Source organism: Psychrobacillus sp. OK028, from assembly GCF_900103605.1.
Classification (GTDB): Bacteria; Bacillota; Bacilli; order Bacillales_A; family Planococcaceae; genus Psychrobacillus.
In genome coordinates, this window is the sequence record NZ_FNHY01000001.1 from 451,885 (window position 1) to 464,586 (window position 12,702).

Here is a 12,702-nt window from a genome sequence, read left to right on the forward strand (position 1 = left end):
TCATAGGAGTACCTTGAAAAACACCTGCTAATGAAAAGACAGCTGGTGTTTTTTTCTTTATACTAAGAGAATAGGCAATAAGAAGGGGTGGAAAAATTGGATATATACAAGATAGATACATACGCCAAGTCGTTGATAAAAGAAGCAGCACATAATATTAAAGCCTCCTTGACTTCCGAACTCATCATTGAATCGAAGTCTGAAGCAAATGATTTGGTTACCAATATTGATAAAGAGACAGAACAATTTTTTATTGAGCATATTAAAGCTGATTTTCCAGAGCATCGAATATTTGGGGAAGAGGGATTTGGCGATGATATAAAGGATTTAGCAGGTTATGTATGGTTATTAGATCCAATAGATGGAACAACCAATTTCATTCATCAAAAACATAATTTTGCTATATCGCTAGGTATATATAAAGATGGGGTAGGAATTTTAGGGTATATATATAATGTGATGGAAGATACTTTGCTAAGCGGCTCTTTAAATGGTGGTGCCTATTTGAATGACCAGCGATTGCCAATGCTTCTTCCGACAACGGTTGAGGAGGCAGTCGTTGGGATAAATGCAAGATGGGTGGTGCCAAATAGACATGTGCATCATGAAGGGATGGTGAATTTACTTAAAACGGTAAGGGGTACTAGATCACTTGGGTCAGCTGCCATTGAAATATCCTATGTAGTGACGGGAAGATTGGATGCCTATATGTCTATGCGGCTTTCACCATGGGATGTTGCTGGTGGAATGGTGTTGGCAAAAGAGGTTGGAGCAGTTGTAACGAATTTAGCGTTTGAACATCTAGATTTACTAGGTGCTGATAGCTTCATCGTTTCGAAACCAGGATTACATGATCAATTATTATCGGAATATATTAAACTAAAACAAAATCCAGCAAGATAATTCCTGCTGGATCATATTTATAACAAACCTGAGTCGCGCATTTTTTTCTTTGTCTTGAAACCAAATCCCATAATGACAAATAATAAAATAAGGAATATAAGAATTAGTGGTATACTCCTTAGTGCAACAGCAATTCCGATAAGTGCCATAGATAAAATGGCACCTATGGAATATAGGACGAAAATCCATTTAATATTACCCAAAATGATTACCTCCAAAAAAAATGATAAAAAATAATATTACTTTAGTTTTACATGTGATATAATAACACAGTTATGGACTCGAAAAAAGAATATGGAGTGGAAATATGACAAATACACGTCAAGATTTAAGAAACATTGCAATTATAGCACACGTTGACCATGGGAAAACGACATTAGTTGACCAATTATTGAAACAATCAGGTACTTTCCGTTCAAATGAACATGTAGACGAACGAGCAATGGATTCTGGTGATATAGAACGTGAACGCGGTATTACAATTTTAGCGAAAAACACAGCTGTTGATTATAATGGGACACGCATTAATATTTTGGATACGCCTGGACATGCCGACTTCGGTGGAGAAGTAGAACGTATCTTGAAAATGGTAGATGGTGTTTTACTAGTTGTTGATGCATATGAAGGCTGTATGCCACAAACACGTTTCGTATTGAAAAAAGCGTTAGAACAAAAGTTAACGCCAATCGTTGTAGTAAATAAAGTAGATAAAGAATCAGCTCGTCCATTAGAAGTAGTAGATGAGGTTCTAGAATTATTTATTGAATTAGGTGCAGATGAAGATCAATTAGAATTCCCAGTTGTTTATGCTTCTGGTGTAAACGGTACTGCTTCTTTAGATGATGATCCTGCTAAACAAGAAGAAGATATGAAATCACTTTTCGATATGATTATTTCAGCTATCCCAGCACCAATTGATAACTCAGATGAGCCATTACAATTCCAAGTGGCATTACTGGACTACAATGACTATGTAGGTCGTATCGGTATTGGACGTGTTTTCCGTGGGACAATCGAAGTAGGACAACAAATTTCCTTGATGAAATTAGATGGTTCCATTAAAAACTATCGAGTTACAAAACTATTCGGTTTCTTCGGCTTAAAACGTGTAGAAATCCAAACGGCTAAAGCTGGGGATTTAATCGCAGTGTCTGGTATGGAACAAATTAATGTTGGGGAAACAGTTTGTCCTACAGATCACCCTGATGCGTTAACTCCTTTACGTATCGATGAACCAACTCTACAAATGACTTTCTTAGTAAACAACTCACCATTTGCTGGAAGAGAAGGTAAATGGGTTACTTCACGTAAAATTGAAGAACGTCTACGTTCACAATTAGAAACAGATGTTTCACTACGTGTTGAAGATACAGAATCTCCAGATGCTTGGACTGTTTCTGGTCGTGGAGAGCTTCATTTGTCGATTTTAATCGAAAATATGCGTCGTGAAGGTTTTGAACTACAAGTTTCTAAACCAAAAGTTATTATCCGTGAAATTGACGGGAAAAAATGTGAACCAATTGAAAGAGTACAAATTGATGTGCCAGAAGACTCAGTAGGTTCTATTATTGAATCAATGGGTACTCGCAAAGGTGAAATGATCGATATGGTCAACAACGGTAATGGCCAAGTTCGTTTAATCTTTATGGTTCCAGCTCGTGGTTTAATTGGATATACAACAGAATTTATGTCATTAACTAAAGGTTTCGGTATTATTAACCATACGTTTGATAGCTATCAGCCGGTAGTTTCAGGACGTGTTGGTGGACGTCACCAAGGTGTTCTAGTATCAATGGAAACTGGTAAAGCGACAACTTACGGTATGATGCAAGTAGAAGATCGCGGAACATTATTCGTTGAACCAGGTACGGAAATTTACGAAGGTATGATTGTTGGGGAAAATACTCGTGATGCTGATATCACAGTTAATATCACGAAAATGAAACAAAAAACTAATATTCGTTCTGCAAACAAGGACCAAACGAATGTTATTAAAAGACCTCGTATTTTAACGCTTGAAGAGGCTATTGAGTATTTAGGTGATGATGAATATCTAGAGGTTACACCTGAGTCAATTCGTTTACGTAAACAAATTCTAGAGAAAAATGAACGTGAACGTGTGACAAAGAAAAAGAAAAATGCAGAACTGGAATAGAAACTGAAAGGGTGAATAACCTTGGAGGAAAAGCAATTCGTATTTGGTAGAATGTCTAGTATAGCGAGATATATTTATGAGGTTATGCCAAATTTCGATATAGCTGGTTATGTGCTATTTGTTTTAATTTTCCTGCTATCCGTGCTTGTGTACAAGCTTGGGTTTGCAAAGAAATTGCGTTTTAGTCAAAATGTTGTCATTTACGTATTTTTGTTATTAGGTTGTCTAATGTTGACGTTCCTTGCATTCTTCCTTCCAGTTGTGGAAGGGTTAATCGTGGCAGCATTAATCCTAATCATTTATAAAATACGTTTACGATTAGAGAAAAAACAAAGCTCGACTACTTAAATGTAGCCGAGCTTTTTCTTTTTGCAAAGGTTTTCTCATGCATGAAAGAATGAATACCTCTACTGATTTCCGTTTCATGTGGACGCTTTCCATAGGTGAGGTCGAGCTTATACCACTGGAGTCCCCACCTTGCACTCCAATCAACAGAGTGGGTAGTACTCCTTAATTAGATTAGTCAGGCATACGGTTATGATATTGAGATTAGTCATAGAATCTTCAGGGACAAAACCTCAGAAAGTCGTTATTGAATGTTATTAGCTACGTTGAAAAGAAGTAGATAGTTGAAAACGAATTAAGAATAAGAGAAGCGAACGAAATTGCATCTTCGGTCCCACAGCCACAGGATGTGGGTCAGGCAGTCGTTACAAAATATTTTTTTATTTTGCGACGAGCTTTGCGCAGGAGCACCACGATGTCGCGTACTTAGACTGTCATCTTTCATCCACCCCTATGAATAGGATTGGATCTTTTCTCTAGTTATCCAAAAACGCAATTACCTGTTTCTAAGAGTAGAAGGACGACGGATAGACAAACGCCAAAAGATTACAGAAAAAAAGATAGGCTGTTCGTGACGTCAGTCACGAACAGCCTATCAAAAAAAACAATCAGTAATAATATAGCAACAAGTCTGTCCAAAGCCCTTCAAAAACTATAGAACAGGTATTGAAATGACAATATACAATATTTAATGTTTAAAATTCGTTTTCAATCAGTCGTGAACTCTTATAGAAAATGAACTTTCCAGTTGCAAGACGCCGGTTTGTTCTTTCTTCTATACGGTCATGACATTCTGGACACATATACGTGTGAATGGGGCGATTTCTTAGCTTTTTAGCCAGCGGTAAATCATCTGGTAGATCATCTATTCGATCGCAAATAGCGCATTGTACTTTCATGTATACATCTCCTATTCTACACGGAATGCTGTCACAAATTTTACTGGCGTATTAATATTTGACCCATTTTTTTTCAAAATATGAACAGGACCATCCTCACGAAGAGGTTTACCTTTATGGCTAAATTTTAATAAAAGATTATCTAATTCTTCTAATGGTATTGTATGCTCACCCTCTGTAGTTTCAACTACAACTTTTGTAGCGGTAGACAATGGTTCAGCGTTTAGGATAAATGGTTTCATTTCTATTCCGAAAGTACTTGTAAGTGCTCTCGTACGTTCATATTTTTTTTCTGTTTGTAAGGTTGGTGGGTTTGTAGATCCTTCGATAATTTCACGTGACCAATGAGCCGATGTGACTTTTGTATATTCCTCTAGCTCATCTTTGTACTCATACTCACCAGAAAAAAACTCATCCAAATCGATTTTACGATCATCGAAAATCCAAACGGTAGGGTCTAAAGTAATATTAAATTTAACTGCACCTTTAACTGGTATGATAAGTTCCAACAAAATTGCCTCCTCTAAACTATCTAATCCTACTTAGTATACCTTTAAATTGAAAAGTTCTAAAGAATATTTAACTATTTCCATAAGTTAAATGATAGAACACTTGCAATTTTTCTGTGCAAAAGATACACTTTAGGGAGATATATAATTAGAAATAATAAAATGGGGGCGTCCTCATGGATACTAATATACAAATTTCGTATCAAGAAAAAGCTTTAGAGCTTTTGAAAAAAGATGCAGAAAAGATTGCACAGCTTATAAAAGTGCAAATGGATAACTTAACGATGCCTCAATGCCCTCTGTATGAAGAGGTTTTAGACACGCAAATGTTTGGATTATCACGTGAAATAGATTTTGCGGTAAAGCTTGGACTTTTAGAGAAAAGTGATGGAAAAGAGATTGTCGCTTCTCTTGAAAAAGAACTATCTGTTTTGCATGAGATTCATACAGAAAAATAACTTTAAAACTCAAACAAACACACTGTTTGAGTTTTTTTTCTATCTGAAGAAATAGAGGTATAATACATGATTTCATATTTAAAAAGATACGCAAGAAATTTCGATTACCCATTATTGTTTATTTACTTAGCCTTATGCTTTTTTGGCTTGGTCATGATCTATAGCGCAAGTATGGGCTGGGCAGTGATGAATTACGGTTGGGAACCTGATCATTTTTTCAACAAGCAAAAAACAAATTTATTGCTTTGTATTCCAGTTTTCTTTCTGGCTGCCTTTTTTCCATATAAACATTATAAGAATAAAGCAATAATGAAACTTATGCTTCTCGTTATGTTTACACTTTTATTTTCCGTCCATTTTATAGGTGTAGGAGGAGAGAGTGGATCGCAAAGCTGGATTGACTTAGGTTTTAACATCCAGCCATCCGAAATTGCAAAGCTAGTAATTGTTTTATATTTTGCAGGGATATTTGCAAAAAAATCTGAAAATGGCACTTTAGATAAATTAAATGAATCCGTTGGACCCCCATTACTTGTACTATTTTTTGTTTTTGTGTCCATTATGATGGAGACGGATGTTGGTAATACAATGATTATTAGTTTCGTAGCTATTTCGGTAATTGCGGCTAGTGGAATTAAATTTAAATCATTTTCCAAAATAATCGGATTAATTGGTATAGTTATAGTAGCGGGTCTATTCGCCATCTATATGATGAAAGATGTATTATTAACTCCCCATCGTAGAGGAAGGTTAGAAGCATTTTTTAATCCTTTTGATTACGAGCAAGGGTATGGATATCAAATTGTAAATGGTTATATTGCCATTGGATCAGGTGGTTTAACAGGCTTAGGTTTAGGGAATTCCAACCAGAAGTATGGATATCTACCCGAACCACATACTGATTTTATAATGGCTATCATAGCAGAAGAACTTGGACTTATTGGAGTATTAATCGTTTTATGTGGATTGTTCTTTATCGTATTTAAAGCGATTAGTATTGCTTTAGCGACAAGAGATCCTCAAGCACGAATGATTGCGGCGGGGATTGGTAGTATTATAGGGTTTCAAACCTTTATCAATTTAGGAGGTATGCTTGGAATTATCCCGCTGACTGGGGTACCACTCCCATTTATTAGCTACGGAGGTACTTCTATTATTATTTTATCAGCAGCACTTGGGATATTGATGAATGTATCAATGTTCGTGAAGCATGAAAAAAATAGACAATAAGGGGCGAATTGGATGAAAAAGATTAAAAAGATTGTAGTTGCAAATAGAGGAGAAATTGCAATACGTATTTTTCGAGCTTGTACAGAGTTAAACCTTCGTACAGTTGCCATCTATTCTAGAGAGGACAGTGGCTCATTTCACCGGTTTAAATCAGATGAATCTTACTTAGTTGGAGAAGGTAAGAAGCCTATTGATGCTTATTTAGATATTGAAGATATCATTCGCATCGCAAAAGAAAGTAAAGCGGATGCAATCCACCCTGGATATGGCTTTCTTTCAGAAAATGTAGACTTTGCAAAAAGATGTGAAGAGGAAGGCATTATTTTCATTGGTCCTACCTCTAAGCATTTAGATATGTTTGGGGATAAAGTGAAGGCTCGTGAACAAGCAGTACTAGCAGGTATTCCTGTTATCCCGGGAAGCGATGGCCCTTTAGATACGGTGGAAAAAGTACGTGAATTCGGGAAAACTCACGGCTATCCGTTAATGATTAAAGCTGCATTAGGTGGTGGCGGTCGTGGAATGCGTGTTGTTCAATCGGAGGATGAGTTAGCAAGTGCTTATGAACGTGCTCGATCAGAAGCGAAAGCTGCTTTCGGTTCGGATGAAGTGTATGTAGAACGTTGTATTTTCGAGCCGAAGCATATTGAAGTACAAATTCTCGGAGATCGTCAAGGAAATTTAATCCATCTGTATGAACGGGATTGTTCTATTCAAAGAAGACACCAAAAGGTTGTTGAAATAGCTCCTTCAAATTCATTAAAGTCAGAATTGCGCGACAAAATATGTGATGCGGCAGTTCAATTAATGAAAAATGTTTCTTACATAAATGCTGGAACAGTAGAATTTTTAGTAACAGAGGATGAATTCTTTTTTATCGAAGTAAATCCACGCATTCAAGTAGAACATACGATTACAGAAATGATTACAGGTGTAGATATTGTTCATGCACAGATTAAAATTGCAGATGGCATAGCTCTTAATAGTGAAGAAATGGGAATTCCAAGTCAGGAAAACATTCCATTATTTGGATTCGCAATTCAATCACGTGTAACAACCGAGGATCCATTAAATAATTTCATGCCTGATACAGGAAAATTAATGGTGTACCGCTCGGGTGGTGGATTTGGTGTACGCTTAGATGCAGGAAACGGGTTCCAAGGGGCTATCATCACTCCTTACTATGACTCTTTGTTAGTGAAAGTTTCTACATGGGGTATGTCCTTCAAAGAGGCAGCAGCTAAAATGGATAGAAATTTGCAAGAGTTCCGAATTAGAGGAATCAAAACGAATATTCCATTTTTAGAAAATGTCGTAAAACATCCAAGCTTTATTTCTGGCCAATTTAATACGAGTTTTATCGATTCTACGCCTGAATTATTTATGTTCCCCAATCGCAAGGATCGTGGGACTAAACTATTAAATTATATAGGGAATGTCACGGTTAATGGTTTCCCAGGTATCGAGAAAAAATCTAAACCTATTTTTGGTACAACTAGAAAACCGAGTTTTGATTTGAACACTGCCCCTCCAAGTGGGACGAAGCAAATTTTAGAACAACAAGGTGCAGATGGCGTTATCAAGTGGGTGAAAGAGCAACAGGGTGTGTTGTTAACCGACACTACTTTCCGGGATGCTCATCAATCTCTATTAGCAACACGGGTCCGTTCTCATGACATGTTCGGAATTGCAAAGGAATCTGCACAAGGAATGCATAATTTGTTTTCTTATGAGATGTGGGGAGGAGCAACTTTTGACGTTGCTTACCGGTTCTTGAAAGAGAATCCTTGGGATCGATTGATAAAAATGAGACAAATGATTCCGAATGTATTATTCCAAATGTTATTCCGTGGTGCAAACGCAGTAGGATACAAAAATTATCCTGATAATGTTATTAAAGAGTTTATACAAAAGTCTGCTGAAGCTGGTATAGACGTTTTCCGAATCTTTGATAGTCTAAACTGGATAAAAGGGATGGAAGTTGCAATAGATGCAACTAGACAGTCTGGTAAAATCGCAGAGGCCGCACTATGTTACACTGGGGACATTTTAGATGACAGTAGAGACAAATATACAGTTCAATACTACAAAGAGATGGCGAAAGAGTTAGAAAAAGCAGGGGCACATATTTTAGCGATTAAAGACATGGCTGGATTATTAAAACCAGAGGCAGCCTATCGTCTAGTAAGTGAATTAAAGAGCACCGTTGATATCCCTATCCACCTTCATACGCATGATACGAGTGGTAACGGAGTATTCACCTATGCAAAAGCTATAGAAGCCGGAGTAGATATTGTGGATACTGCTTTAGGAGCGATGGCCGGTCTAACTTCCCAGCCGAGTGCAAGTAGCTTAAGCTATGCACTGTATGGTTCTAATAGAGAGGTAATAGGAAATATCGATGCTTTTGAAAAAATCTCTTATTACTGGGAGGATGTACGAAAATATTACCAAGATTTCGAAAGTGGTATGATGAGTCCACATACGGAGATCTATGTTCATGAGATGCCAGGCGGACAATATAGTAACCTTCAGCAACAAGCAAAGGCTGTAGGACTTGGAGAACGCTGGGAAGAAGTAAAAGAAATGTATTCTCGCGTAAATCTATTATTTGGTGATGTGGTGAAGGTTACCCCTTCTTCTAAAGTAGTGGGGGATATGGCTCTATTCATGGTACAAAATAATTTAGATGAGGTTTCAGTGATTACGAGAGGAAAGACTGTCGATTTCCCTGATTCTGTTATAGAGTTTTTTGAAGGATATATTGGACAGCCTTACGGAGGTTTTCCTAAGGAATTACAAAAAGTAATACTAAAGGATCGTGAAGCAATAACAGTGCGTCCTGGGGAATTGCTGGAGCCTGTGAACTTCGAGGAAGTTAAGGAAATGCTGTTTCACAAATTAGAACGTCCTGTTACAAGTCAAGAAATTTTAGCATATACGCTATATCCAAAGGTTTTTGAAGAATATAGTGAAATGGAAAAAAACTTTGGAGATGTTTCGGTATTAGATACACCTACATTCCTATACGGATTGAGATTAGGGGAAGAAATCGAAGTTGAAATCGAGGTCGGAAAAACATTAATCATCAAGCTAGTGTCTATTAGCGAGCCGACCCATGATGGAAACCGTATCATTTACTTCGAATTAAATGGTCAACCACGTGAAATTTCTATTCAGGATATGAATGTGGAAGTTAGCCATTTATCAAAACCGAAGGCAGATTTGACGAATGAGGGTCATATTGGAGCAACTATGCCAGGTACTGTTTTAAAAGTAGCCATTTCAACCGGTAGCAAAGTAAAAAGAGGTCAGCATCTACTCATTACAGAAGCAATGAAAATGGAAACTACAGTCCAAGCACCATTTAATGGAGTTGTAAAAGAGATCCACGTTGTCGCAGGTGAGGCAATAGCAACTGGTGATTTATTGATCGAGATGGAAAAAGAATAACCAATAAGCAAAAGGCTGTTAGACGTTTCTGTCTGACAGCCTTTTATTTTAGAATAAGTATATAAAAAGTCCGGTAAACACTAGGTTCATGTGACTTGAAAGAATGAGAATAATTTCAGTTAATGTAGGAAGAAAAGCTTTCTAATTGCAGTTGAACTAGGGATGCTATTATTTAAAGATCAATGAAGTAAATTTTCTTTAAAACTAGAGGAAATTAAGAAAATTAGTAAGTGCCTACAAAATAAAGAAGTGAGATAGCGAACGAAATTGTATCTTCGAGAGCTTCTTCTATGAATAGCAAAGTGTCATTTCCCTCGTTATCCCAAAACGCACTTAGCTGTTTTTTAGAGTTGCAGAAGGGTGACGGAGAGCTAATAATCGCCTAATATTACCAAAAAAAGGGATATGCTTTTGTAGTGACGCCAGTCATAACAAAAGCATATCCCTAAAAATTCACTCGGTTTTCTTATAGCAAAACGTCTGTCTAACGGAAACGATAGCGACAGGTTTTGTCCTTCTTAAACGTTCAATTTACTTCTTGATAATAGTAGAATCATATAGCATAACAGGCCAAATAATAAGGAAATAAATAATGAATGAAGTAACGCTAAGTATAAATTTAGTTTTGTCAGTACGACTAACATCCCGGTAATTACTTGGCAGGAAACTAATATTAAAGATATTATCCATCCCCAGTAAATTGCCCGTTGATCTTTATAATTCCGCATTACATGAATTGCTATTATTAAAATCCATATAAATATTAACCCTGCTGCTGCCCGGTGTCCCATTTGTACCCACTCGTATAGATTGGAAGGAAGAGCAAATTGTTCATTATTACATAACGGCCAGTCATTACATATAAGACTAGATTCTGTATGTCTAACTAATGCGCCGGTGTAAATAACGATATAAGAGTAAAGTGTTACACCAATTGTATGAAACTTTAACTTTTTTCCGATTCTGATTTTATCTGTATCAAATTTCCGATCAATCTCGAAAACTAATAAGGTTAGTAATAAAACGGAGGCAAAGGAAATTAGCGAGATTCCAAAATGAAGAGCCAATATAAAATCTCCCTGTCCCCATTTTACCTGAGCTGCTCCTATTAATGCTTGAGCTACTAAGAAAAATACCGCCATAGCTGATAGAAATTTTGTTTCTCTTACATGTCCCAGAGCTTTCCATGCCCATATTGCTAATGCTACGATTAATATACCAACAGCCCCTGTAACTAATCGATGAGAGAATTCGATTAATACTTCAGGTGTTATTACATCAGGAATAAGTTGTCCGTTACAGCCTGGCCAGTGTCTACCACAGCCCATACCACTATCGGTTTTTGTAACTAATGCTCCTCCTAAAAGAATGAGCAGCATACCAACTGTAGATGCAACAGCTAACCATTTTAAATTTTTATGAATGTGCAATACGCCACCTACTTTATGTATCTTGCTCGTCTTTAAAGACGGTATCTGCTTTTTGATGATATCGAATCATGAAGAAAAATACAATGTATAACCTCAAAACTAATATGAGTCGTTATAATTTTTCACAAAATGTTCATAAATTCGTACCCGAACATTCACAAACAGCAAGCTAAAATGAATTACTATTGATATGTTCTAAGCATATAAAAGAGTGTATCGATTTTATTTATGCGAAAATTATCTTTAACTGTAGAATTTGCGAGAGATTTTCGTTATAGTAAAAGATAGCGGAATATGCTTACATCTTTGAAAGGAGGGGCAGCATGTCAAATGGTCATTTAATAACCGCTACTGATGAGTCTGAAGATGAACGTGTAAACACTTCATTTTTCCAGGATTTTCTTTCGCTCATTAAGATAGGTATAGTTAACTCTAACTTATTTACAACTTTTACTGGTATGTGGCTAGCATTTCAATTTACAGATCGAAACTTTCTTCGAGAGTTAGATATTCTATTTTTTACGCTTATCGGATCCGGAATGATAATCGCGGGTTCTGCTGCTATGAATAACTTTATCGATCGTGATATAGATCCTGTCATGAAGAGCAAGAAAGGAAGACCTACAGTTACAGGACGGTTTAGTCCATCAGCCGTGCTAATAACTTCTTTTACTCTATTGATTGTAGGCGAAATATTATTATTTATGGCTTCTACATCAGCAGGAGTTTGGGGACTAGCGGGAATCGTTAGTTACGTTGTGTTATACTCGATGTGGTCTAAACGAAAACATGTGAGTAACACTATAGTAGGTAGTATCTCAGGTGCTATCCCGCCGGTGATTGGTTGGGCAGCCGTTGAACCTAGTTTAGGATTTGGAGCACTAGCTTTATTCTTAATTATGTTTGCATGGCAACCTCCTCATTTTTATGCACTAGCGATGAAACGTACGGAAGAATACCGTGCAGCAAATATTCCAATGCTACCTGTAGTAAAAGGTTTTAAACGTACAAAAGTGTCTATACTTTTATGGATTTTACTATTATTCCCGTTACCATTTTTATTAATGGAGTTAGGGGTAATATTTGTTGTATTGGCAACTGCGCTAAATCTTGGGTGGTTATACTTTTCCATTAAAGGTTTCCGTGTGAAAGATGATATCAAATGGGCAACAGGTATGTTTATATATTCCTTAAATTATATGACGATATTGTTCGTTGCTATTATTGTTTTTTCTATTTTCACCTAATTGCTGGAATTCTTTCTTTAGTCAACAAGAATTCATATAAAAAGAACCACAGTCCAAAGAAACATGAAAACAA

Annotated in this window: 11 protein-coding genes; 7 read left to right on the plus strand and 4 right to left on the minus strand. The window is 36.6% G+C overall.

Annotation, left to right across the window (positions count from 1 at the left end; translation table 11 throughout):
- Positions 1–96 precede the first annotated feature (96 nt).
- The gene (locus tag BLR36_RS01845; protein ID WP_093059845.1) at positions 97–903 is read left to right on the plus strand and encodes an inositol monophosphatase family protein; all 807 of its coding nucleotides are present in this window, start codon (positions 97–99) and stop codon (positions 901–903) included.
- A gap of 17 nt (positions 904–920) precedes the next feature.
- Here BLR36_RS01845 and BLR36_RS01850 read toward each other — a convergent pair whose 3' ends face one another.
- Positions 921–1,106: a YlaF family protein gene (locus tag BLR36_RS01850; RefSeq protein ID WP_093059847.1), complete on the minus strand. Its 186-nt coding sequence runs from the start codon at positions 1,104–1,106 to the stop codon at positions 921–923.
- Positions 1,107–1,210: 104 nt separating this feature from the next.
- Here BLR36_RS01850 and typA point away from each other — a divergent pair, with 104 nt between their 5' ends.
- On the plus strand, positions 1,211–3,058 hold the full coding sequence (typA, locus tag BLR36_RS01855; RefSeq protein ID WP_093059849.1) for a translational GTPase TypA: 1,848 nt from the start codon (positions 1,211–1,213) through the stop codon (positions 3,056–3,058).
- A gap of 21 nt (positions 3,059–3,079) precedes the next feature.
- On the plus strand, positions 3,080–3,406 hold the full coding sequence (locus BLR36_RS01860) for a YlaH-like family protein (protein WP_241596089.1): 327 nt from the start codon (positions 3,080–3,082) through the stop codon (positions 3,404–3,406).
- A 692-nt stretch (positions 3,407–4,098) separates the two neighbouring features.
- Here the strand turns inward: BLR36_RS01860 and BLR36_RS01865 are convergent.
- Both BLR36_RS01865 and BLR36_RS01870 read right to left on the minus strand, forming a co-directional pair.
- Positions 4,099–4,302: a YlaI family protein gene (locus tag BLR36_RS01865; protein WP_093059851.1), complete on the minus strand. Its 204-nt coding sequence runs from the start codon at positions 4,300–4,302 to the stop codon at positions 4,099–4,101.
- A gap of 11 nt (positions 4,303–4,313) precedes the next feature.
- Positions 4,314–4,811 (minus strand): hypothetical protein, encoded by a 498-nt coding sequence (locus BLR36_RS01870; RefSeq protein WP_093059853.1) that lies wholly within the window; start codon positions 4,809–4,811, stop codon positions 4,314–4,316.
- A 176-nt stretch (positions 4,812–4,987) separates the two neighbouring features.
- On the opposite strand from BLR36_RS01870, the gene BLR36_RS01875 reads away from it, so the two are divergent.
- The 3 genes from BLR36_RS01875 (at position 4,988) to pyc (ending at position 9,952) form a co-directional block, all read left to right on the plus strand.
- Positions 4,988–5,269, plus strand: a complete 282-nt coding sequence (locus BLR36_RS01875; RefSeq protein WP_093059855.1) for an Fpa/YlaN family protein — start codon at positions 4,988–4,990, stop codon at positions 5,267–5,269.
- Positions 5,270–5,335: 66 nt separating this feature from the next.
- Positions 5,336–6,499, plus strand: a complete 1,164-nt coding sequence (locus tag BLR36_RS01880) for an FtsW/RodA/SpoVE family cell cycle protein (protein ID WP_093059857.1) — start codon at positions 5,336–5,338, stop codon at positions 6,497–6,499.
- A 12-nt stretch (positions 6,500–6,511) separates the two neighbouring features.
- Positions 6,512–9,952: a pyruvate carboxylase gene (pyc, locus tag BLR36_RS01885; RefSeq protein WP_093059859.1), complete on the plus strand. Its 3,441-nt coding sequence runs from the start codon at positions 6,512–6,514 to the stop codon at positions 9,950–9,952.
- A 518-nt stretch (positions 9,953–10,470) separates the two neighbouring features.
- Here pyc and BLR36_RS01890 read toward each other — a convergent pair.
- Positions 10,471–11,382 carry a COX15/CtaA family protein gene (locus tag BLR36_RS01890; RefSeq protein ID WP_093059861.1) on the minus strand — a complete coding sequence of 304 codons (912 nt, stop codon included), beginning with the start codon at positions 11,380–11,382 and terminating at the stop codon, positions 10,471–10,473.
- A gap of 323 nt (positions 11,383–11,705) precedes the next feature.
- Here BLR36_RS01890 and cyoE point away from each other — a divergent pair, with 323 nt between their 5' ends.
- Entirely contained in the window at positions 11,706–12,629 is a 924-nt protein-coding gene (cyoE, locus tag BLR36_RS01895) for a heme o synthase (protein ID WP_093059863.1), read from the plus strand.
- The last annotated feature ends 73 nt before the right edge of the window (positions 12,630–12,702 follow it).

Bases quoted from the DNA above. Each gene is read 5' to 3' on its own strand.
- typA (WP_093059849.1), top strand. From the start codon at position 1,211: ATGACAAATACACGTCAAGATTTAAGAAACATTGCAATTATAGCACAC.
- BLR36_RS01865 (WP_093059851.1), bottom strand. From the start codon at position 4,302: ATGAAAGTACAATGCGCTATTTGCGATCGAATAGATGATCTACCAGAT.
- BLR36_RS01875 (WP_093059855.1), top strand. From the start codon at position 4,988: ATGGATACTAATATACAAATTTCGTATCAAGAAAAAGCTTTAGAGCTT.
- BLR36_RS01880 (WP_093059857.1), top strand. From the start codon at position 5,336: ATGATTTCATATTTAAAAAGATACGCAAGAAATTTCGATTACCCATTA.
- pyc (WP_093059859.1), top strand. From the start codon at position 6,512: ATGAAAAAGATTAAAAAGATTGTAGTTGCAAATAGAGGAGAAATTGCA.
- cyoE (WP_093059863.1), top strand. From the start codon at position 11,706: ATGTCAAATGGTCATTTAATAACCGCTACTGATGAGTCTGAAGATGAA.